19 protein-coding genes and 6 tRNA genes are annotated in these 21,688 nt (G+C 41.4%); 8 read left to right on the top strand and 17 right to left on the bottom strand.

The features are described 5' to 3' along the window. The first annotated feature begins 481 nt into the window (after nt 1–481). From FTU13_RS14260 to FTU13_RS14250, 3 genes are read left to right on the top strand one after another with little or no spacing between them, the layout of a single operon-like run. Complete coding sequence (locus tag FTU13_RS14260) at nt 482–982, top strand: YfiR family protein (RefSeq protein ID WP_180128579.1); 501 nt, start codon at nt 482–484, stop codon at nt 980–982. Continuing rightward, a complete protein-coding gene (locus FTU13_RS14255; RefSeq protein WP_180128580.1) occupies nt 979–2,196 on the top strand; it encodes a diguanylate cyclase domain-containing protein in 1,218 nt (405 codons plus the stop codon). Before FTU13_RS14260 ends, FTU13_RS14255 begins: the two co-directional genes overlap by 4 nt. A gap of 8 nt (nt 2,197–2,204) precedes the next feature. Continuing rightward, the gene (locus tag FTU13_RS14250) at nt 2,205–2,684 is read left to right on the top strand and encodes an OmpA family protein (protein WP_111885395.1); all 480 of its coding nucleotides are present in this window, start codon (nt 2,205–2,207) and stop codon (nt 2,682–2,684) included. A 115-nt stretch (nt 2,685–2,799) separates the two neighbouring features. Here the strand turns inward: FTU13_RS14250 and FTU13_RS14245 are convergent. The 10 genes from FTU13_RS14245 to secA all read right to left on the bottom strand — a co-directional run bounded on the left by FTU13_RS14245 (nt 2,800) and on the right by secA (nt 9,454). Next, a tRNA-Pro gene (locus FTU13_RS14245) sits at nt 2,800–2,876 on the bottom strand. Between the two features lie 17 nt (nt 2,877–2,893). After that, a tRNA-His gene (locus FTU13_RS14240) sits at nt 2,894–2,969 on the bottom strand. A gap of 105 nt (nt 2,970–3,074) precedes the next feature. Then, a tRNA-Pro gene (locus FTU13_RS14235) sits at nt 3,075–3,151 on the bottom strand. A 3-nt stretch (nt 3,152–3,154) separates the two neighbouring features. Beyond that, nucleotides 3,155–3,230 (bottom strand) — tRNA-His (locus FTU13_RS14230). A 44-nt stretch (nt 3,231–3,274) separates the two neighbouring features. After that, nucleotides 3,275–3,351: transfer RNA gene (locus FTU13_RS14225), tRNA-Arg, on the bottom strand. Nucleotides 3,352–3,396: 45 nt separating this feature from the next. Beyond that, a tRNA-Pro gene (locus tag FTU13_RS14220) sits at nt 3,397–3,473 on the bottom strand. Between the two features lie 154 nt (nt 3,474–3,627). Beyond that, nucleotides 3,628–4,695 (bottom strand): quinolinate synthase NadA, encoded by a 1,068-nt coding sequence (nadA, locus tag FTU13_RS14215; protein ID WP_180128581.1) that lies wholly within the window; start codon nt 4,693–4,695, stop codon nt 3,628–3,630. A 153-nt stretch (nt 4,696–4,848) separates the two neighbouring features. Further along, on the bottom strand, nt 4,849–6,069 hold the full coding sequence (gene argJ, locus FTU13_RS14210; protein ID WP_180089786.1) for a bifunctional glutamate N-acetyltransferase/amino-acid acetyltransferase ArgJ: 1,221 nt from the start codon (nt 6,067–6,069) through the stop codon (nt 4,849–4,851). Nucleotides 6,070–6,229: 160 nt separating this feature from the next. Then, a complete protein-coding gene (locus tag FTU13_RS14205) occupies nt 6,230–6,586 on the bottom strand; it encodes a hypothetical protein (protein WP_078194125.1) in 357 nt (118 codons plus the stop codon). 144 nt (nt 6,587–6,730) lie between these two features. Beyond that, nucleotides 6,731–9,454 (bottom strand): preprotein translocase subunit SecA, encoded by a 2,724-nt coding sequence (gene secA / locus FTU13_RS14200; protein ID WP_111885392.1) that lies wholly within the window; start codon nt 9,452–9,454, stop codon nt 6,731–6,733. 337 nt (nt 9,455–9,791) lie between these two features. Here secA and FTU13_RS14195 point away from each other — a divergent pair, with 337 nt between their 5' ends. From FTU13_RS14195 to FTU13_RS14185, 3 genes are all read left to right on the top strand, one after another. Continuing rightward, complete coding sequence (locus tag FTU13_RS14195) at nt 9,792–10,427, top strand: peroxiredoxin (protein ID WP_180128583.1); 636 nt, start codon at nt 9,792–9,794, stop codon at nt 10,425–10,427. 303 nt (nt 10,428–10,730) lie between these two features. Continuing rightward, a complete protein-coding gene (locus tag FTU13_RS14190) occupies nt 10,731–11,558 on the top strand; it encodes an MBL fold metallo-hydrolase (RefSeq protein ID WP_180009052.1) in 828 nt (275 codons plus the stop codon). Further along, nucleotides 11,548–12,147 carry a dual specificity protein phosphatase family protein gene (locus FTU13_RS14185; RefSeq protein WP_180128584.1) on the top strand — a complete coding sequence of 200 codons (600 nt, stop codon included), beginning with the start codon at nt 11,548–11,550 and terminating at the stop codon, nt 12,145–12,147. Before FTU13_RS14190 ends, FTU13_RS14185 begins: the two co-directional genes overlap by 11 nt. Before the next feature lie 20 nt (nt 12,148–12,167). Here FTU13_RS14185 and FTU13_RS14180 read toward each other — a convergent pair whose 3' ends face one another. Genes FTU13_RS14180 through trpA form a run of 4 tightly spaced genes read right to left on the bottom strand, consistent with a single transcriptional unit; the run spans nt 12,168 to nt 16,133 of the window. Continuing rightward, nucleotides 12,168–13,160: an SPOR domain-containing protein gene (locus tag FTU13_RS14180; RefSeq protein ID WP_180022400.1), complete on the bottom strand. Its 993-nt coding sequence runs from the start codon at nt 13,158–13,160 to the stop codon at nt 12,168–12,170. Continuing rightward, a complete protein-coding gene (gene folC / locus FTU13_RS14175; RefSeq protein WP_180005413.1) occupies nt 13,157–14,440 on the bottom strand; it encodes a bifunctional tetrahydrofolate synthase/dihydrofolate synthase in 1,284 nt (427 codons plus the stop codon). The genes FTU13_RS14180 and folC overlap by 4 nt, the downstream gene beginning before the upstream one ends. Further along, nucleotides 14,437–15,333 (bottom strand): acetyl-CoA carboxylase, carboxyltransferase subunit beta, encoded by an 897-nt coding sequence (accD, locus tag FTU13_RS14170; RefSeq protein ID WP_180005414.1) that lies wholly within the window; start codon nt 15,331–15,333, stop codon nt 14,437–14,439. The genes folC and accD overlap by 4 nt, the downstream gene beginning before the upstream one ends. Continuing rightward, a complete protein-coding gene (gene trpA / locus FTU13_RS14165; protein ID WP_180128585.1) occupies nt 15,330–16,133 on the bottom strand; it encodes a tryptophan synthase subunit alpha in 804 nt (267 codons plus the stop codon). The genes accD and trpA overlap by 4 nt, the downstream gene beginning before the upstream one ends. Before the next feature lie 363 nt (nt 16,134–16,496). On the opposite strand from trpA, the gene FTU13_RS14160 reads away from it, so the two are divergent. Further along, a complete protein-coding gene (locus tag FTU13_RS14160) occupies nt 16,497–17,831 on the top strand; it encodes a Na+/H+ antiporter NhaC family protein (RefSeq protein WP_180128586.1) in 1,335 nt (444 codons plus the stop codon). An 84-nt stretch (nt 17,832–17,915) separates the two neighbouring features. Here the strand turns inward: FTU13_RS14160 and FTU13_RS14155 are convergent, their stop codons facing one another. Then, nucleotides 17,916–18,944 carry an AraC family transcriptional regulator gene (locus FTU13_RS14155; RefSeq protein WP_180128587.1) on the bottom strand — a complete coding sequence of 343 codons (1,029 nt, stop codon included), beginning with the start codon at nt 18,942–18,944 and terminating at the stop codon, nt 17,916–17,918. 145 nt (nt 18,945–19,089) lie between these two features. Between FTU13_RS14155 and FTU13_RS14150 the strand changes: the two genes are divergently transcribed. Continuing rightward, complete coding sequence (locus tag FTU13_RS14150; protein WP_180128588.1) at nt 19,090–19,965, top strand: metal-dependent hydrolase; 876 nt, start codon at nt 19,090–19,092, stop codon at nt 19,963–19,965. Nucleotides 19,966–20,016: 51 nt separating this feature from the next. Here the strand turns inward: FTU13_RS14150 and FTU13_RS14145 are convergent, their stop codons facing one another. Together FTU13_RS14145 and FTU13_RS14140 are read right to left on the bottom strand one after the other, a co-directional pair. Beyond that, complete coding sequence (locus tag FTU13_RS14145) at nt 20,017–21,009, bottom strand: DUF2804 domain-containing protein (RefSeq protein ID WP_111885385.1); 993 nt, start codon at nt 21,007–21,009, stop codon at nt 20,017–20,019. Between the two features lie 139 nt (nt 21,010–21,148). Further along, nucleotides 21,149–21,673, bottom strand: a complete 525-nt coding sequence (locus FTU13_RS14140) for a DUF1543 domain-containing protein (RefSeq protein WP_180128589.1) — start codon at nt 21,671–21,673, stop codon at nt 21,149–21,151. Nucleotides 21,674–21,688: the final 15 nt, after the last annotated feature.

The following is a 21,688-nucleotide window of genomic DNA, read 5'->3' as shown; positions in this document are numbered from 1 at the left end:
TTACTGACAAAAATTTGCTCAAATAAACTTCGAGTAATTTCTACCATCAATCAATGAAAATAATTTCGATCAATCAATCAGTAAAAATCCACACAAGTTGTTCTTCATAATCTCTTAATGATCTTCTCGTTGGTTCGTCACCAGCAAGCTAGGTCGGCTATATTACTCTTTATTTCTAAAGAGTCAACCAGTAATTCAAATTATTTTTAAACTTATCAAATAAAACCCAACTCAATCAATTTAACCAAGTCATTGTTTTATCAGAAGTTTTAATCTTCATCACCGCCGATGGATGTGCATTCTACAGCATTTCAGGACCGTTGCAACACCTTTTTTATGATTTATTTTACGCATGTCGATTTTTTAAACACATAAACATTCTTTTGTATTATTATTGGGCTATATACGCCCTATTTCATATAATAAAACGTATATACACCCAATTTTCATTCCATTTAATTTAAGACATTTTTGATTTCGTATGGTTGTTTTTAAAAAAACTGCCTATTTAATAATGGCGTGCTCCATTTCACCCATATTATATGCAGCTCCCACAGCAAATATTTTCACAACCACTTTCTCTATTTTGAGTTATGCCAAGTGGGCAACCACTTCACCCAAATTTTGTGTGATTAATAATTCAAGTTTAGTCAATGATTTTAAAAAACTTGCGCCAACCCACAGCACTTATAAAATTACAGCCATCAATGTAAATGACATCAAGTCTAGTCATTGCCAAGTTTTATTTTTTTCTAATCTATCAGCAAAAGAAGAACAAAGTATTTTAAACAACCATGTTAATTTCCCCGCCCTTTCTCTAAGCAGCAACAATAGTGAATGTGAGTCTGGCAGTGCATTTTGTTTGTATAAAAAAAATCAGAGTTATTCGTTTAAAATTAATATGGAAAGTTTAACGCAGTCACAAATACATATTGATCCACGCGTTTTATTACTGGCGAAGTCATCGGAGTCAGCTGAATGAAACAACTCTATAACCCAATTACATTACACCAATTATTTACGCGTTCGCAGCTCACCATCTTTGCTTTAACATTTACGATTTGTTCTGCGATTTTTTTGGTGATTTCCACCTATACAATGCATACCTATGCAAAAAACAGCTTAACGATTTTATCAAATGCGATAAACGAACGTGTTCAACCCGCAGTGGTGTTTAATGACCAAACAACGATGCGTCAAATTTTAAACGAATACACTCAACTGTATCCCATTCGATCGATAGAAATTACCAACCATCAAAAAGTGTCACTTGCTCATGCTGAGCAACAAGAAATTTCAACATTTTCTAGCCAAGCGATTTTAGATTATTTCTTCTTTAGCAAACCGATTCGTTTAGATATTCATCATGATCAGAAAAGTTACGGCGAACTGGTCGTATATGGAAACTCTTCAGATTTAGTTAGTTTCTTCCATAAAATTTTATTGGGTTTATTTTTAGGTTTTATACTTTTATTGGCTACCGTGTTTTGGTCGGTTAATTCTGTTTATCAATACTTAATGCAATCCGTTCGCTCTATTGTTGAATCAGCCCAAACCATTAGCATTAAGAAAGATTATAAAATGCGGGTTTCAAACTCTGATATTCAAGAATTACACGCACTCAGTACCGCCTTTAATGGTTTACTTAGTGAAATTGAACAGTCAAATAAAAACTTGATTTCAGAAAATGACAAGCTAATTCATCTAGCACGTCATGATGCATTAACCCAATTGCCAAATCGCAATTATTTTTATGAAAAGCTATTTGAGCTATTTGACTTACAAGCGAACGCTGCCGTGTTCTTTGTCGATATTGAAAACTTTAAACATGTGAATGACCAATATGGACACTTAGCAGGGGATGCAGTACTACGCGCCTCATCACATTGTTTAAAACAAGCACTTCCAGATGATGCTTTCGTTGCGCGACTCGGTGGTGATGAATTTGCAATTATTATAAATCGCTTAAACTTCCTGACGGAACTCGAAGTCTTTTGTCACAAAATACATGACTGCTATGGTTCCACATTTGTTTATGAGCAACATAATATTGCATTACAAGCTAATATTGGTGTGGCACTGATCCAAAATGCAAAATCGCCAGAAGATTTGATCGCAGATGCGGAACGCGCGATGTATGATGCTAAACTTTCTAATAATCATTGGTGCATTGCACTACAACGCCCCAACTCATAGGATTTGCTATGTTAAAGAACGCATTTAAAGTTTTATTTATACTTGCATTCACGGCCACTATGACAGCCTGTATGAGTTTAGGTAACTTAAGCTATAAACAAGCACGTATGCTTAAAAAAGAAGGTTTTGTCTTGACCAATGATGGTTGGACACTTGCCCTACCAGAACGACTTTTATTTGGTTTTGATGATTATCAAATTCAACCCCACCAACAAGTCAAGTTAAATACACTTGCCACTCAACTGATTAAATATGACCTAAACAAAATTAAGTTTATTGGTCATACGGATAATGTTGGACAAGCCAATTACAACCAACAACTGTCAGAAAAACGTGCGCAAAGCGTCGCAAACGTCTTTTTAAAGCAGGGTTATAACAGTTCAAATATTCAAATTATTGGCCGTGGTGCTGAACAACCGATGGTCTCTAATGACACTGAAACCAATCGTGCCATCAACCGTCGTGTAAATGTCACCATCATTCCCTAAATAGCAGAATATAAAAAAGCCACCTTATGGTGGCTTTTTTATTGTGTTTATAAATTTTAGGCATAAAAAACCGCTAAATGCGGCATCTTTTTCATAGTATTACTTTTGAGATAAATGGTCGGAGCAGTAGGATTCGAACCTACGACCCCCTGGTCCCAAACCAGGTGCACTACCAGGCTGTGCTATGCTCCGCTTTCAACTTTAAAAGTTGGGGTGAATGATGGGATTCGAACCCACGACAACCGGAATCACAATCCGGGGCTCTACCAACTGAGCTACATCCACCATCATGTTCTTGCTTGTGAATAACCAATATAACGCATTTTAAATTACAGGCATAAAAAAACCGCTGTATGCGGTATCTTTTATCGACCGTTTTCTTTAAGAAAATGGTCGGAGCAGTAGGATTCGAACCTACGACCCCCTGGTCCCAAACCAGGTGCACTACCAGGCTGTGCTATGCTCCGAATTGGGGTGAATGATGGGATTCGAACCCACGACAACCGGAATCACAATCCGGGGCTCTACCAACTGAGCTACATCCACCATCACAACAAGATTCAGATTCTAGTATCAGAACACCATTAAAATGGCGCGCCTGACAGGATTCGAACCTGTGACCATCCGCTTAGAAGGCGGATGCTCTATCCAACTGAGCTACAGGCGCATTACCGATGACATAGACTATCACGCGATTTTTGCCTTGAGAAATTGGTCGGAGCAGTAGGATTCGAACCTACGACCCCCTGGTCCCAAACCAGGTGCACTACCAGGCTGTGCTATGCTCCGTTTCATCTCAGCTTTCGCTGTATCGCATATCGTGCGGTACGGTGTGCATTCTAGGCGTGACGTTGATTAACGTCAACACCTATCTTCAAAAAAACATAAAAAATCATTTCAAGCGATTATTTATCAAGCACTTTAATCATTTTTCAAGCAAAAATTAACGTTTTAAACTGGCGCTGAAATTCAACATCCGATCTAAAGGCAATTTAGCACGCTCAGCCAATGCCGGATCTACAAAAATTTCCTGATCGCCTTTTTGTAAAACTTCGAGAATTCCATCTAATTCATTCATCGCCATCCAAGGGCAATGCGCACATGAACGACAAGTCGCTCCCTCACCTGCCGTCGGTGCTTCGATGAGAATTTTATTCGGCACAGCTTGCTGCATTTTATAAAAAATACCGCGATCTGTTGCCACGATTAAACGTTCGTGTGGCAAGGTTTGTGCAGCCTTGATCAATTGCGAGGTGCTACCGACGGCATCTGCAATATCCACCACAGATTCTGGTGACTCTGGATGTACCAAAACTGCTGCATCAGGATACAGCGCTTTCATATTGGCAATACCACGTGCACGGAACTCTTCATGGACAATACATGCCCCATCCCATAGCAACATGTCTGCACCGGTTTTCTTTTGAATATAGCGACCGAGATGCTGATCGGGTGCCCAAATAATTTTTTCACCTAAACTATCTAAATGCTCAACAATTTCAACAGCACAGCTCGAGGTTACCACCCAATCTGCACGCGCTTTCACTGCCGCCGAGGTATTGGCATATACCACAACCATATGATCTGGATGTGCATCACAAAATTTGGTAAATTCATCGACAGGACAACCCAAATCAAGTGAGCATGTTGCCTCTAGAGTAGGCATCAGTACGGTTTTCTCAGGAGATAAAATCTTCGAGGTCTCCCCCATGAATTTCACCCCTGCAACCACCAACGTCGTTGCTTCATGATCCCGACCAAAACGTGCCATTTCAAGTGAATCCGAAACGCATCCACCGGTCTGTTCTGCTAGTTCCTGCACTTCAGGATCACAGTAATAGTGTGCAACAAGGACAGCGTTACGTTTTTTGAGTTCCGCTTTAATTAATTCAAACTTTTCAAGCTTTGCAGCTTCCGTTAAGTGATGCTCTTTAACATCACCCAAACGATCCAAATGCGCTTGTACAATTGATTTTGCTTCATTTGCAATTAAGTTGTTTGCATTATTCATCACAACGTCTTCTCTACCCTTAATGCCTGCTACTACACAGGTGCTTCACAACTGACCCATAAATATGGCACTTGGCTATTTTTTACCGGTCATTAAAAAGTTCCACTTATAAAAAAGCCTCACAACGGAGGCTTTTCAAAAACATCAAATATCTTATGAACGGTAATCTGCGTTAATCTTGACATAATCATACGAAAGGTCACAGGTATACACAGTATCTCGAGCACTGCCACGTCCTAAATCTACACGGATCGTGATCTCAGATTTCTCCATCTCTGCAGCCCCTGCTGCTTCGGTATAATCTGCTGCGGCACCACCGTCTTTACAGATTTGAACATCACCTAACCAGACCTGAATTTTTTCAACATCTAAGTTTGGCACACCTGCATAACCAATAGCTGCCAAAATACGGCCCCAGTTTGGATCTGATGCGAAGATTGCAGTTTTAACCAACGGTGAATGTGCAATGCTATAAGCAATATCACAACATTCTTGAGTATCTGCGCCGCCTTCTACCGCCACAGTAATAAACTTCGTCGCACCTTCACCATCACGGACAATGAGCTGTGCAAGACGTTTCATTACACGTGTTAACACGTCTAAAACAGCAGCATAACGTGAATCTGATTCTGAAGTAATTTCTACGCCACCAGCTTGGCCCGTTGCAATCAAAATACATGAGTCATTCGTTGAGGTATCACCATCCACCGTAATACGGTTAAACGACAGGTTAACTGTGGTTTTCAAAAGCTGTTGCACCAGCTCACGGCTAATGGGTGCATCAGTTGCCACATAACTCAACATGGTCGCCATATTTGGACGAATCATGCCTGCGCCTTTAGAAATACCTGTCATGGTATACAGGACGCCATCTAACTCAAATTGTTCAGATGCACCTTTAGGTGTGGTATCTGTGGTCATAATGCCCGTTGCCGCTTCCAACCAAGCGTCTTCTTGCAAACTGTCTAATGCCGGTTGCAAGCCTTGAACCAAACGATCAATAGGTAATTGCTCACCAATTACACCTGTTGAAAATGGAAGAACTTCTGTATTTTGAACACCTGTCAGTTCTGCCAGTTTCGCACACGTCGCCTCAGCATTTGCCATGCCGATTTTGCCAGTACCGGCATTGGCATTTCCGGTGTTAATCACTAAATAACGTGGATTACCTGCTAATAAGTGCGCTTTAGAAATATGCACCGGTGCTGCACAAAATGCATTTTGAGTAAAAACGCCTGCGACATTAGAACCTTCAGCAAATTCAAAAATGACAAGGTCACGTCGGTTCTGATAGCGCACATATGCTTCAGCCGAACCGATTTTTACACCTTTCACCACATGCATCTGTGGCATAGATACGTCACCAACTGCCATTTTTCAACGTCCAACTATATGAGTTATAAAAAATACAGCTTAGTGCAAAATCTATAAAAAATCGAGCAGAAGCACGGTTTTGCTGTAATTTTATTGTGGATTTCTTTTGCACATAAAAAAACCAGTCTTTCGACTGGTCTTTATCGATGTTCGTCGTAAATTAGTTACGCGCAAGCTGAGTTGCTTCATCAAGAAGCACTTGTTTCGCTTTTTGTTGACTCGCAGCAGAAAGGGCTGGGTTTTCAGCCACAATACGGTCAGCATTCGCCGCATTGGCTGCTGCAATTTTTGCAGTTTGCAATACGATTGGACGATTTGGATTGGCAAAGGTATAACGAATACCCGTACGCGGGCTTGCTACAGTCACTTGACCGTCAGTACCAACCTGTACTTGAGTTGTTGTTGGACCAACTGCTTGTTGAACTTTCTCTAAAGAAGTCGTCTGAGGAGCGTTTGCAAAGGCAAAAGTTGGCAAAGCCAAAGCAGCAATCATGAACGGTTTTAGTACTTTTTTCATTGTCTTTTCCGTCTTACGGTTATTGATAGAAACTAAATAACATTTAATCTACGGAACTGCAAATACTATTCAGGTCAGATTAGTAGTGTAAATAAAAAATCAGAGCGCGAAGGCTCTGATTTATTTGAAATTAAACAATGCTGTTTAGATTTTACCGTGACATTGTTTATATTTTAGACCTGAACCACATGGGCAAGGCGAGTTACGACTTTCTGGCGGAACAATCACTTGCTCTGCAGGTGTGTATTGCGCATCGATAACATCATTACCATTGGCTTCAGCCAACAAATTATCAAAGTCATTGTGTGACAATTGAAGATTCATTGATTCAGCTTGAGCCTGTTTTTGAGCTTCCATTTCTGCAAGTTCTTCGGCTGTAGGCACATGAATACGAGATAAATCTGTCACGACATCGGACTTAATCACAGCAAGCATGTTTACAAATAAATTAAAGGCTTCTTTTTTGTATTCTTGCTCAGGATTTTTCTGCGCATAACCACGTAAATGAATCCCCTGACGTAAGTAATCCATTGCTGCCAAATGCTCTTTCCAATGGCGGTCCAATGAATTCAACATAAAGTGACGTTCGAGCATTGCAGCCGTTTCGTCACCCATTTGCGTACGACGTGAACGGTAGTGCTGAAGAACTTCATCAGTAATACGTTCAACCAAAGCCTCTTCATCCAAACGACGATCTTGCTCTAACCACTGCGAAATTGGCAATTCAATCGATAGATCTTCACGTAGCGCCTTTTCAAGACCTTCTATATCCCACTGATCGTGAATAGACTCAGGTGGAATATATATTTCGATCATGCCTTTAGTCACATCCTGAATCATCGTTTCGATGTAATCTTGTAAAGACGGTTCAACAAGAATTTCATCACGCTGAGAGTAAATAATCTTACGTTGTTCGTTGTTTACGTCATCGTATTTCAATAGATTTTTACGAATATCGAAGTTACGTGCTTCAACTTTACGTTGTGCATTTTCAATCGAGCGTGAAACCATTTTATGCTCAATGGCTTCATCTTCTTTCAGTCCCATGGCACGCATCATTGCAACCACGCGATCACCTGCGAAGATACGCATCAAGTCATCTTCAAGCGACAAGTAGAAACGTGATACACCTGGGTCACCTTGACGGCCCGCACGACCACGTAACTGGTTATCGATACGACGAGATTCATGACGTTCTGAACCAATGATGTGTAAACCACCAGAGTTCAGCACCATTTCATGATTTTGTTCCCACTCTGCTTTCAAACGTGCTTCATCTGCTTCAGTCGGCTCTTCAATCTTCGCCAGCAACGCTTTCCAGTTACCACCTAACAGAATATCAGTACCACGACCAGCCATGTTAGTCGCAATGGTTACTGCACGAGGTGAACCCGCTTGCGCAATAATATCCGCTTCGCGCTCATGTTGTTTCGCATTAAGTACTTCATGTTGAATACCAGCTTCTTTCAGCTTATCTGATAAAATTTCAGAGGCTTCAATGGTTGCTGTACCAATCAGAATCGGCGCAACACCCGCTTCATGAATACGTTGAATTTCTTGAATGATGGCGTTGTATTTACCTTCACGGTTTAAATAGATTAAATCGTTTTGGTCATTACGAATCATCGGGCGATGGGTTGGAATAAGTACAACATCCAAGCCATAAATTTCTTTCATTTCTGCAGCTTCAGTATCTGCAGTCCCTGTCATCCCTGATAATTTCTTGTAAAGACGGAAATAGTTCTGGAATGTTGTAGTTGCTAAAGTTTGGTTTTCAGGTTGAATTTCCAAACCTTCTTTTGCTTCTACTGCTTGATGCAAACCTTCTGACCAACGGCGACCCGGCATGGTACGACCAGTGTTTTCATCGACAATGATCACTTCACCTTCGTGGATGATGTAATGCACGTTGCGTTGGTATAGGTAATGCGCACGAATGGCCGCAGAAACATGGTGTACCAAGTTTAAATTAGCAGATGAATATAAACTTTCACCTTCAGCAAGCAAGCCCATTTGAATCAATTCAGCTTCAACAGTTTCATAACCGACTTCGGTCATTTCTACAGAGCGCTGTTTTTCGTCAATCCAGAAGTGACCACCATCTGGTACCTTCTCTTCTTTTTGTGCATGAAGTTTTGGTGGAATGCTGTTAATTGCAGCATACAACTGAGATGAGTCTTCTGATTGACCAGAAATGATCAACGGTGTACGCGCTTCATCAATCAGGATCGAATCGACCTCATCGATGATGGCATAGGTTAAGCTGCGCTGTTTTTTCTCAGCAGCAGAAAACACCATGTTGTCACGCAAGTAATCGAAACCGAATTCGTTGTTGGTACCGTAAGTAATGTCAGCTCGATACGCTTGAGCTTTTTCAGTTGGGTCTTGCATTGAGTAAATAATCCCAATGCTTAAACCTAAAAATTCGAATAATGGACGGTTTAACTCAGCATCTCGCTGTGCGAGATAGTCGTTCACCGTAATCACGTGAACACCTTCACCACTAATCGCATTGAGGTAACAAGCAAGCGTTCCCATGAGGGTTTTACCTTCACCGGTACGCATCTCTGCGATCTTACCTTCATGTAAAGTAATACCACCAATCAGCTGTACGTCATAATGACGCATGCCCATGACACGCTTTGCAGCTTCACGACAAACAGCAAACGCTTCAGGTAATAATTTATCAAGGCTGTCGCCTTTTTTATAACGTTCTTTGAATTCTTCAGTTTTTGCAGATAAGTCTGCATCGCTTAGAACAGATATCGTCGGCTCGAGCGCATTAATCTTCTCTACGATTTTACGCATGCGTTTGAGTTCGCGCTCATTTTTGGTACCGAAGATTCCTCCGATCAGACTTGCCAACATGAATAGACTCTCTAAATCTTGCTTGTCAAATGAATATATTTTCTTAGTCGTTATTATGGTGCTAGAAATTCGAAGTACAAGGGTTTTGCACAAAAATCCCCTTAAATATTCTGCGCTCGGGTTCTAGCCCCGGAGACTTAAGGCAAGCTAATGTAACAAATTTTCTGCAGACAACATAGTGACTCTGTCGTGAGATATTTCGCATTTATCCCCCAATAAAACTGTTTTATATGAAATATATTCATAAAGAAATGAAAAAACACTATTTTTAATCATAAAAAAAATCCTTCATATTTATTTTCAAGTTAAACAAATTCAATAAATACGGGGATATTCCATGACGATTCGTTTAGGTGATACTGCACCAGACTTTACTCAAGACTCAAGCGAAGGCAGCATTCATTTTTATGACTTCTTAGGTGACAGTTGGGGCATTTTATTTTCGCATCCTGCCGATTACACCCCAGTCTGCACCACAGAACTTGGATTTACCGCAAAACTAAAAGATGAATTTAGCAAACGTGGTGTCAAGGCCATTGCCCTGTCTGTTGATGATGTTGAGTCGCATCAGGGTTGGATTAACGACATTAATAATACTCAAAATACCACGGTCAACTTCCCGATCATTGCAGACAAAGACCGTAAAGTGTCCACCCTTTATGATTTCATTCACCCCAATGCCAGCGAAACATTAACTGTTCGCTCTTTGGTGATCATCGATCCAAATAAAAAAGTCCGTTTAATCATTACTTATCCTGCATCTACAGGGCGTAACTTCCATGAAATTTTACGTGTCATTGACTCTTTGCAACTGACAGACAACCATAAAGTTGCAACACCGGCCAACTGGCAACAAGGTGAAGATGTGGTGATTGTGCCGTCATTAAAAGATGAAGAGGAAATCAAACAACGCTTTCCTCAAGGATATAACGCAGTTACGCCTTACCTTCGTTTAACGCCTCAACCTAAGTGAGGATAAAACGGAGCATTACGCTGTCCGAGCGCAAGATAAGAAGCTCTGCTGTGAGTGACCAAAGCGAAGGTGCAACTTTAACTATTTTTAAGCGCAGCACCTGACCCAACTCAGAATCATAACCATAGTTACTTATAGTTACTGATAGTTTTCCCCTCAGAACGAATGACGAGCCCGTTCTGGCATTCTCCAACCTGCTCATCTTCGGATGAGCTTTTTTTGATTACAAATTCCTCTCAGGGATTAGATTGGTTAAACATCACAATTCCGTTATAACTAAGAAAAACTTGAAAACAACAAACCGTGATTCATCAAATTCATCATTTACATTGTGGTAGTTTTTGTCCAACGTGTGCCCCTTTATTTGGACAGAAAGGCTTTCGCGCACATTTGGTCTGTCATTGCCTGCTCATTGAAACCGATAAAGGGCTCGTCTTAGTCGATACAGGACTGGGCTTACAAGATTATTTGCATCCACAAAATCGTTTAGGTCGGTTTATTTCACGCACAGCGCAGATCAAATTTAATCCGCAACTGAGTGCGATTCATCAAATTCAAAAATTAGGCTTTAAGGCTCAAGATGTTCAACACATTTTGTTGTCACACTTAGATTTTGATCATGCTGGCGGGATCTCTGATTTTCCGCAGGCGACTGTGCATGTCTTAGCCAGTGAATATAATGCCACTCAAAACCTTCATAGCTTAAAATCACGACTGCGCTATCGACCACAGCAATTCCAACTGCATCGTTATTGGAATTTTATCGAAAGCATCGGGACGCAAGCATGGTTTAACTTAGAACACACTGCCGGTCTGTCCATTTTTCAAGATGACATTTTAATGCTTCCACTTTTGGGACATACCGCGGGTCATGCCGGTATTGCGATTAAAAATAACCAGCGCTGGTTGTTATATTGTGGCGATGCTTATTACTCACAGCATCAATTAAATCCAAATTTTCATTCGCGGGCCTTAAATCAGCTTGAGCGTTTATTTGCCACCGACAATACACAGCGACTGCACTCCCTTCATAAGATTCAGCAGTTAGCGCAGCATCCGGACATCGATCTCATCTGTGCACATGACCCATTCGAATTCGCTCGCTATCAGAATACAAGCTATGACCGCTAAAATCCTACCAATGATCCTCCTCAGTGTTAGCTTCAGCTTCACGGGTTGCATGACATCAAATCCATTACCGTTAAATGAACGTCCTCAGCATTGGGGGAAAGTCGTTCATCAACAGCATAATTTTTATCAAATCAGCCCAACAGTATTTCGCAGTGAACAACCTGATACAGATCTCGCCCCTGTTCTACGAGAACAGCACATCGATGTGATCATAAATTTACGTTCACGGCACCATGACCCAGAACGCTTAGAAAATGCTATTGATATGCAAAAGATTAATTTTGTACATATTCCGATACACACGTGGCAAATCGATCGTGAAGATTTACTGGCGGTGATGAAAACCATAAAAGAAGCTAAACAACAGCAGCAAAAAGTGTTAATCCATTGCTACCACGGCTCAGACCGTACAGGCGCGAGTGTGGCCATGTACCGTATTATTTTTCAGCATTGGTCCATTGAGGAAGCAAAACGTGAAATGAAACAAGGTGGCTATGGCTTCCACCCTATTTGGAAAAATATCGACCGATTATTCAGCCCTGAAAATGTAAAATGGATTCAGCAGCAACTACTGAATCCATCTTATTAAAGGTCATTCCTCAAATAAACTTAGCGTTTATCAAGAGGTACCCAATCAATCACCCACGCCGATTTCATATTCAAACTTGCATCTGAATTGATCTTTTTACGTGTTGCGTCCGCAGCATCACGGTCCTTCGAAGGACCGACCATAATACGAATGCCTTTAGATGTAGGACTCTTCGTCACTTTATAGCCTTTTGCACGTAATTTTGCAGCGACGGCATCTGCATTGGCTTCATTGGCAGCCAGTGCAACTTGCACCATCCATTGCTTATCGCCATTTTCCAACAGATCACGTGCTTTTTCAGCTTCAGCTTTTTTCTTAGCTTCTGCTTTACGCTTTTCTTCTGCCTTGTGTTTTTCTTCGGCTTTACGCTTTTCTTCAGCTTGTTGCTTCGCTTCGGCTGCTTTCTTATCTGCTGCTTTCTTATCTGCTGCTTTTTTCTCAGCTTCAGCATGTGCTTTACGTTCAGCTTCTTTTTGAGCATCCGCTTTACGTTTTGCTTCAGCTTTTTGTTTATCTGCTGCGATACGTGCCTGATCAGCCTTTTGCTGCGCCGACTGAGTCTCTAACTTTTTTTGAGCCGCCAACTTATCCTCAGCTAAACGCTTTTGCTTAGCTTTTTCATCTTCAACCAATTCGGGAGGAATATTATCCGAACTTTGTTGAGCTGAACGATGTGCGTTTAAAGCCGCATATTCTTCTGCTGCTTTACGTGCTGCATCCGCTTCCGCTTGTTGTTGCATCGCTAAAAATTCTGCTGCACGTGCTTCTTGCTCCGCAACCGATTTTTCACGGGTACGTCGTTGTTCTTCGAGCAAACGCTTTTCAGTTTCAACATCAACAGTCAATGATGACATTTTACCCGCACCCTGACCTTGTTGCTCAACTTGAGCCATTTCAGGGGTTTGGCTTTGATTTTGATGTATTTCTTCTTTGCCTTTAAGTAAAAGTGCGGCCAGCAGTACACCACCACCTAATAAAACAACACCACCCATCCAGCGTTGTTTGTTATTCATTGACATTCTTCCAGATACTCCCATACCGCTTCTAAGGTATGAAATGAACCACATACCAGAATCAGCTGATTATTCTTTGTTTCTTCCAGCGCGGACTTAAAAGCTAATTGCACATTGTCATAATGTTCTACGACTTGATGCTGCAGTGCGCTATCCAATTGTGTGATAGATGCCGCACGTGGCACATTTAATTGTGCAATTTTCCACATTCTTACCGTATCTTTCAATAAGTTAACGACAGAATTTATGTCTTTATCAGTCAGCATGGAGAAAACGCTGATCACTTCTGTGTATTGTTTATTGTACTGGAGAAAATTTCGCAATTGCTTTAACAAAAATTCAACACCATGCGGGTTATGTCCCGCATCGAAAATCACCGTTTTACCTGCAATTTCTCTAACTTCAAAACGGCCTTGTAACTTGGCATTGATAATTCCTTGAGCGATCGACTGCTGTGAAACCACCAAACCACTGGCCAATATTGCTGCTACAGCCGTAGAGATATTTTCGAGTGCCAAAGAACCCACGGGTAGTTTTAAGGTTGAACCTGATGAGGCAAACATCCAAGATTGTCCGTCATCACTGTACTGATAAAAATAATCACGATTGAGTACATGTAAAGCAGCTTGGCAATCTTCTGCTTTTTGACGAATGGCTTCAGGCAGTACTTGCTGTCCACCAAAAATTACGGGAATATTTGGACGAATAATTCCTGCTTTCTCAAAAGCAATTTTTTCAATGGTGTCGCCCAACCAATCGGTATGGTCTAAACCAATATTGGTAATCACTGCAACATCTGGATCGACGACATTGACCACATCAAGTCGACCGCCAAGGCCCACTTCGAGGACCCATACATCGCAATGTTGCTGTTTAAAAATAACAAAAGCGGCCAAAGTGGTCGCTTCAAAAAAAGATAAACTTAATTCACATTCACGACGCGCCTGATCAACGGCCACAAAAGCATCAATCAGGGTTTGGTCAGCCACTTCAACACCTTGAAGCTTTACACGTTCATTGAATCGATAGATATGCGGTGATTGGTATAAACCCACATTATAACCTTGCGCATTTAAAATGGCAGCCAAAGTGGTCGTGGTTGAACCTTTACCGTTTGTTCCCGCGACCGTCAGCACTTTCGCATCAGGCTGGGTTATACCGAGTCGTTCCGCAACAGGAATCACCCGTTCCAGACCTAAATCAATACCCGTAACATGAACATGGCTCCAATAATCGAGCCATGTGTTTAAAGAATCAGTTGCAAGTGGTGCTGTGTTCAAGGCAAGTTCATCAATTTCGCTACAATACGATAAACTGTATCACGTAATGCATGACGGTGAACAATTTGATCGACTACACCATGATCAAGCAAGTATTCTGCACGTTGGAACGGTTCTTCCAATTTTTCACGTACAGTTTGCTCAATTACACGCTTACCAGCAAAACCAATCATGGCTTTCGGCTCAGCCAAATGAACATCACCGAGCATTGCCAATGATGCAGTCACACCACCATAAACTGGATGTGTCAACACCACTAGATAAGGCAAGCCTGCATCTTTCATTTTTTGGATGGCAGCAGAAGTACGCGCCATTTGCATGAGTGACAACATACCTTCTTGCATACGCGCACCACCAGAAGCAGCGAAGCAAATAAGCGGTTGTTTTGCTTTAATCGCAAGTTCAGCAGCCTGAACAAAACGGTCACCGACAACAGTACCCATTGAACCGCCCATGAAATCAAATTCGAAAGCAGTCGCAATCATTGGAATGCCTTTCAGCGTTCCTTGCATCACCACTAAAGCTTCTGTTTCACCGGTTTTCTTCTGCGCTTCAGACATACGGTCTGGATACGCTTTGCTATCTACAAATTTAAGTGGATCTTTGGCTTTAAATTCTTGACCCAATTCTTTTTGTACTTGGTCAAAGAACCAGTTCAAACGATCACGTGCTTTCATTCGCAAGTGTTCATCACACTGTGGACAAACGTAGGCATTAAATGACATCGCAGTACGAGTCACAAGTGCATGACACTCAGGACATTCAATCGTCGGCTCAGTAAATGTCGCCTTTAATGCTTGCTGTTCATCAGGTACATGAATACCTGGTACCGCACGCTCTGTCCATGGCGTAGATGCGCTCAGAATTTTGCCTGTTTTTGCGTCTTGACTCATACTAACTCATCGAGCGCAGCTCGAAGCTCCTTCACTTTATTCACTGTTTCGATTACAGCTTGTTCTGGTGCTAAGTTTGCAAATTGTTTAACAAAAGCACTACCTACAATCACCGCATCTGCAGCAACACCCATGGCTTTCGCCGATGCTGCATCACTAATACCAAAGCCAACGCCGACAGGTACCTGAGTATACGATTTGATTTTTTGAATACGTGCCGCAGCTTCAGCAACATCTAACGTCGCTGCACCTGTCACACCTTTCAAAGAAACATAGTAGATAAATCCACTGGCTTGTTTCACCACATGCTGAATACGTTCATCAGTGGATGTTGGCGCAAGTAAGAAGATTTGATCCATGTCGTATTTTTTCAATACTGCATCTAGATCTTTTGCTTCTTCTGGTGGAAGGTCCACCAAGAGCACGCCATCTACACCGCATTCATGTGCATAGGCAACAAACTTTTCATAGCCGATTACTTCAACAGGGTTTAAATAGCCCATCAGTACCACGGGTGTTTCTGAATCGTTTTTACGGAACTCTTTCACCATGTTCAAGGCATCTAGAGTATTGGTTCCTGCAGCAAGCGCACGCTCAGCAGCAAGTGCAATAACAGGACCATCCGCCATTGGGTCTGAAAATGGAAGACCCAATTCGATCACATCTACACCTGCCTCAACCATTTGATGTAACAAAGGTACCGTTACTTGTGGATGAGGGTCACCAGCCATAACATAAGAAACCAAGGCCTTACGCTGTTGAGATTTAAGCGTTCCAAATCGAGTGGCTAAACGTGACATAGGGTTATACTTTCCTTGAATGAATCAAAACTATGATGTGGGTTTTGTCGAAATACAAGACATCGCATTGTAACGCTATTTTTTACCCATTGAACAGGGCATACAATCCTCAGTCGGCATTTCTCATGCAAACATAATTTTCCAGAACAACCCGAAAGCATCATTTACCGATATTTCAGTTTTTTTCACAATGATCAAAGATGCCTAATTTTAGGATCTGGCAAAATTATAAGGTTTTAGATTAACTTAATTTTATCATCAAAAAAATGTTAAAAATAACAGGCTTAGCATTTACATTTTAATTTTCCTTAAATTGCAAAACCTGCTTTATACTAGCCGCATACTTTTATTTTTTTATCTCCTATGTCCTCCGATTCACAAGTGAAAGTGCCTGCTCGGGCATTTGCACTGCTCCCGCTTATTGTTTTTCTGACCATTTTTTTGGGCAGTGGTATTTACCATTCCATCATTGGAACTGAGTTTGCGTTCTATCAAGTGAAAGCCCCAGTCGCTGCTCTTCCTGCAATTGTATTGGCAATTTTGCTCTATCGCGGCAAGATAAATGACGCGATTGATACATTTATGAAAGGTGCCAGCCACCCGAATTTGATCTTAATGTTCATGGTCTTTATGCTCGCTGGTGCTTTTGCCAGTGTCAGCAGTGCCATCGGTAGTGTCGATGCAACAGTGCAGTTGGGACTATCGATGATTGCGCCTGAGTTCGTGCTGCCCATGCTGTTTATTATTGCGGCCTTTATTGCCACAGCGATGGGAACCTCCATGGGCACTATTGCAGCCTGTGCACCAATTGCCTTTGGTTTTGCTCAAGTCACCGAAATTGAAGTGGTGTATGCCATTGGTGCTGTGGTCGGTGGTGCTATGTTTGGTGATAATCTGTCAATGATTTCAGATACCACCATTGCTGCAACGAACAGTCAAAAAGTTCAACTTCGCGATAAATTTAAGGTCAATGTCTGGATTGCTGTTCCTGCATCGATCGTCAGCATCTGTATCTATTTAATTATGAGTCAAGGCTCACAAGCGATTGAACACAAAGCTTATAATGCTTGGCTGATCTTGCCGTATTTAGCCGTATTTATTTTGGCCTTTTCACGTTTGCACGTGCTTGCTGTACTGACCATTGGTGTATTGTTATCTGGTTTGATTGGGTTGATCATTCAACCTGAATTTAACTTCTTAAGCTTAAATAATTCTATTTATGACGGCTTTACCGGCATGTTTGAAGTTGCCCTGCTTTCTATTTTCTTGGGTGGTATTTCTGCCCTTATGCAAAAAGAAGGCGGTTTAGAATGGCTGATTCAACGTATTTACAGCATGACACGCTGCTTTAAAGTTGGTGCTGAACGCGCAGGTGAAATTGGTATCAGTTTCTTGGTGATTTTCTCTAACCTATTTGTAGCAAACAACACTGTCGCAATTATTTTATCTGGTGACATGGCACGTGAAGTCGCCAAAGAATATGGTGTAGACCCTAAACGTGCTGCAGCGCTCTTGGATATTTTCTCTTGCGTAGTCCAAGGTCTCATTCCTTATGGTGCACAGCTGTTACTGGCTTGTTCGATCGCAAAACTTTCGCCTGTGGAACTGATTGGTAGTGTGTATTACTGTTGGGTCTTGGCAATCTTTGCCATTCTTGCCATTTTACTTCGGTATCCAAAATTAAAAGCTGCGGCATAAGTTTGGCTTTAAAGAAAAGCGGTCGTTTGACCGCTTTTTTTAATGTTGTTTGAAAGGCTTTTCTTAACGAGCAATCTGCAAGTTTTATTCTAATCTCAAGGCTTTTTTTCGCGCTAATAATGTCTCTCCGCTATATGCCTTAAAAGCACGTGCCAAAGCAGACTGATCTGAATATCCTAACTGCAACGCGATATCCGTCAAATGGGTTTGTTGTGAAAGTAGATATTCACAGCGTTTCATCCGTTCAAGCTCCAAAAGCCGTTTAAAGGAGGTGTCTTTCTCCTTTAACTGTCTTTGCAAGGTTCTGACTGACAGATGTAACTCCTCTGCTAACCACTCTATTTTAGGGGCTTGCTGTTTTCGTTTGAGATGATCAGCGATGCATTGTTGCATCTGTAGAATTGGATCTGCATGTTGCGGACGAGCGGCGATCGCCTCTTCGGCCTGACGTAATAACAATTGCATCAGTGACGGATCAGCAAGTTCTGACTTTAAATCCAAACTATCGGCATGAATCACAAATGAATATTTAAGGGTCGAAAATTCCATTTGGCAGCCATAAAACTTTTCATAGTGATAACGTGCCATCCGCGGCGCATGGGCAAAATGAATGCAGAGTAACTTTAAAGAATCTGGAAAAATTTGCTTGGCCAAATGTGCCATACAGGCCATGGTCAACTCATTCACCAAAGCATATTCATCATCATGCTGTGGCCAAGACAGAATAATTTGATGATCTTGATGGCTCATATTCATTGGCACAATTTGCGCCCCATCAATCACCAAACGACTAAATCGCATCACATATTGCAAAGCATCTGCAACGCTATTACTCAGTGTCGCCATATAGCCTAACACCCCAAAATGCTCCGCACGAATATACTTGGCCATTTCAAAAACCAATTGCGGACAATCCAGATGCTGCTGAGTCAGTTGCATGATGCTGTTAAAAAAAGAATTCGGCGATTGAGAGTCGATCGGCAAAGACAGCACATGCTGAATTTGCGCAGCATACGGCGCAATCCATTCGAGCTGTGTATAGTTTAATTCACGCTCAATTAAGACCATATTCCACAGTTGGAAGTAACCATTTGGGATCTGAATTTCAGCCATCTCGCCCCTCTTTCTGACCTGCCAATTCTGACATTTTATATTTTCATCATGGCGTAAAATGTATAAAAATTGGCAATATCTGTCAAAACAAAGTGCAATTTCTCCGACATACTGTAATCAATACGACTCGCACAGAAAAAATATCATGAATGCTATCGTCAAATATCAAGTCGAACCCATTGTTCGCACAAAACTAAATTTTAAGTTGGAAGAAATCCCGCGCTATTGGTTTGGCGGAGACCCCTTTTTAACTCGTATGTTTGATGCCTTGAGCCTGACCTTTCCTGATGGCGAGCGCTATTTTATTGAATCTGTACGTCTGTTCCGCAGTCAAATTCAAGATCCTGATTTACAGCAACGTGTCGCTGACTTTATTCGTCAAGAAGCGCAGCACGGTATGGCGCATGACAAAATGAATATGTTGATGAAACAACAAGGCATGCCTGTCGATGCGTTCATTAAACGTCTAAATAAAATTTTTAAATTTGAACTGAGCAAGCGCTCACCTGAATACAACATTGCCATGACGGCTTCTGCCGAGCACTTGACTGCGCTGATGGCTGAAACCTTTTGTAGCCAAAAGTCCGTACTAGAATCTGCGCATCCTTATGTCCGTGCATTATTTATTTGGCATGCGATAGAAGAAATGGAACATCGCGATGTGGCTTTTGATGTGATGAAAGATGTGGCTAAGGTCGATGAAAATTTAAAGAAATTCACTCTGGTCTGGACCAGTGGATTGATGCTCGGCTTTACCTTATACCGTGCCAATGTGATGCTGAAACATGACGGCTTCAGTTTCACGGAACGTTTAAAATTAAATATGAAAGGCTTACCGTGGTTCTTTGGTAAAAATGGCACCCTCACCCGAATGAGCAAGTCATATCGAGATTGGTTTAAAAAAGACTTCCATCCGAGTCAGCATCCCATTGTGCAAAACTATGATCTCTGGTTAAAAACTTATGAAGAAACCAATGATCCAATTCAAGCTGCGGAAGTGTTTTGGCAAGCTGCAAAATAAAAACTGAATAAAAAAAGCCGCATCGATTGCGGCTTTTTTATTGGCTTAGACTCACCATTTGGCATAGTGCTGCTCAAGTAAACCATATTCATTTAAGAATACTATTTCTTCGCCATCACGTTGAATTGTACCGCTAATTTTTGCCTGCCATTGACTGAACTGACTACCGACCAATCTTAAGTTCAAGTTTTCATAGCGCCGCCAACCTGTGGTGACGATCAAATTTAAGCTGTTGTCTAAAGAACTAATATTCCATTGATTATCGCCTTGTTGCTGAAACAGCACATCAGACATGGCATACAGATGTCCATTGACCCACAGGCAATTTTCATTGCCAAAGCTTTCATTTACACCAGAGGCAAGATTGATCCCAACGCGTCGATTTTGACTATCCCAAAAGTTACACGACAGCCAGAACCATGCGGTTTCAGGACGAAGAAAACCACAGGTATCATCTAAAGACACCAATGTCCGGTCATGAAATTGAATGGTCTTGCCTTGCTTATTGATAAAGAAACCTTCACAGCCTAACGTCGTCAATTTTTGAGTATAGGTCCAACCATTAATCCCTGTGGGGCTACACATGCTCAGCGGATCAGTCCCCGCACAAAACACTCGAGCGCTCAGTTTGAGTTCGCCATGTTTTGACATTTGAATGTATCGCACACCATTGGCATGCTGAATATCCAGTTGAATCCCTGACTTGATAAAATGACTTTGATTAAATAAAGGTTGTTCATCTAAAACGGTATTACGTGACAGGAAATTAATCGAATTCCATTCCAATACTTCATTCGAAATATGATCATACACATAGACAAAACCGTGCCCCGCCCACGCGATATCGGCGATCGCTAGACCAATCGTATAATGTTCATGCTGAATACAACAAAATTTAAATTTTTTATATTTTAAACGCTTACGCCAACCTTGAAGTCGTTTTCCATACGGTGTCTTATATTCATACTTACTTAAATCGATGCGATTGGGAAGTTCACTAAAACGCCCATAATGCGGCTGTCCATTCGGCCGTATTAAATCCATATACGCCATTCCATTGAGGTTTAAGGTCTAAATCCTGAATGTTATTATGCCTATTATTTAACGCCTGAAAAGACAATCCATCTGATTTCAGGCGAATATCACAAAAAAATATAAAAGCTGACATTTGAGCTCTTAATCATCACAAATGTTCATTTATTAAGATGTAATCATTTTTCCATGAATTTTGCTGGCTATGCGGGGTTTCAACCAATTCGATATAGCGCCCATAGACATGATCAATCGCAATACAATCATCAACATCTAGGGTTCGGTCGGTATGTTGTTTTTGCCAATGTGACTCAAAAAAAGCCTTGCCCCGTTGTTTTGCAACGCTGGCATTTTGTCCCGTCACCAAAACATAACGATGTAATTCACCAAATTCGCGAGCATCATATCCCCCGAGATTAATCAGCCATAATTTTTCATCTTCAGCTCGGGGCGCGGCATCACAAAATTGGATGCGATAATGCCGATTTTCAGTGCTGACTGTATGTACTTGTGCCCAAGCATCAATATGTAAGCCTTTTTGCTCACCAAACCATGCCGTTCTCAATTGAGGATAAACCTCTTCTAATGTGTTACCCACTGCAAGAATGACATCATGTACTTCGATATTTGCTCTTGGATGGCGTCCGCCGAGCATCACCATAAACAAATTGGACACAATCTTCCCCCTATT

It is taken from the genome of Acinetobacter sp. YH12064, from assembly GCF_013419735.1.
GTDB classification, from domain to species: Bacteria; Pseudomonadota; Gammaproteobacteria; order Pseudomonadales; family Moraxellaceae; genus Acinetobacter; species Acinetobacter amyesii.
Note: the sequence above shows the minus strand (reverse complement) of the source record. Positions and strands in the feature narration are given on the sequence as shown.

Excerpts from the sequence above, each read along its gene's own strand:
- FTU13_RS14260 (WP_180128579.1), top strand. The coding sequence starts at position 482 with ATGGTTGTTTTTAAAAAAACTGCCTATTTAATAATGGCGTGCTCCATT.
- FTU13_RS14255 (WP_180128580.1), top strand. The coding sequence starts at position 979 with ATGAAACAACTCTATAACCCAATTACATTACACCAATTATTTACGCGT.
- FTU13_RS14250 (WP_111885395.1), top strand. The coding sequence starts at position 2,205 with ATGTTAAAGAACGCATTTAAAGTTTTATTTATACTTGCATTCACGGCC.
- nadA (WP_180128581.1), bottom strand. The coding sequence starts at position 4,695 with ATGAATAATGCAAACAACTTAATTGCAAATGAAGCAAAATCAATTGTA.
- argJ (WP_180089786.1), bottom strand. The coding sequence starts at position 6,069 with ATGGCAGTTGGTGACGTATCTATGCCACAGATGCATGTGGTGAAAGGT.
- FTU13_RS14205 (WP_078194125.1), bottom strand. The coding sequence starts at position 6,586 with ATGAAAAAAGTACTAAAACCGTTCATGATTGCTGCTTTGGCTTTGCCA.
- secA (WP_111885392.1), bottom strand. The coding sequence starts at position 9,454 with ATGTTGGCAAGTCTGATCGGAGGAATCTTCGGTACCAAAAATGAGCGC.
- FTU13_RS14195 (WP_180128583.1), top strand. The coding sequence starts at position 9,792 with ATGACGATTCGTTTAGGTGATACTGCACCAGACTTTACTCAAGACTCA.
- FTU13_RS14185 (WP_180128584.1), top strand. The coding sequence starts at position 11,548 with ATGACCGCTAAAATCCTACCAATGATCCTCCTCAGTGTTAGCTTCAGC.
- FTU13_RS14180 (WP_180022400.1), bottom strand. The coding sequence starts at position 13,160 with ATGAATAACAAACAACGCTGGATGGGTGGTGTTGTTTTATTAGGTGGT.
- accD (WP_180005414.1), bottom strand. The coding sequence starts at position 15,333 with ATGAGTCAAGACGCAAAAACAGGCAAAATTCTGAGCGCATCTACGCCA.
- trpA (WP_180128585.1), bottom strand. The coding sequence starts at position 16,133 with ATGTCACGTTTAGCCACTCGATTTGGAACGCTTAAATCTCAACAGCGT.
- FTU13_RS14160 (WP_180128586.1), top strand. The coding sequence starts at position 16,497 with ATGTCCTCCGATTCACAAGTGAAAGTGCCTGCTCGGGCATTTGCACTG.
- FTU13_RS14155 (WP_180128587.1), bottom strand. The coding sequence starts at position 18,944 with ATGGCTGAAATTCAGATCCCAAATGGTTACTTCCAACTGTGGAATATG.
- FTU13_RS14150 (WP_180128588.1), top strand. The coding sequence starts at position 19,090 with ATGAATGCTATCGTCAAATATCAAGTCGAACCCATTGTTCGCACAAAA.
- FTU13_RS14145 (WP_111885385.1), bottom strand. The coding sequence starts at position 21,009 with ATGGATTTAATACGGCCGAATGGACAGCCGCATTATGGGCGTTTTAGT.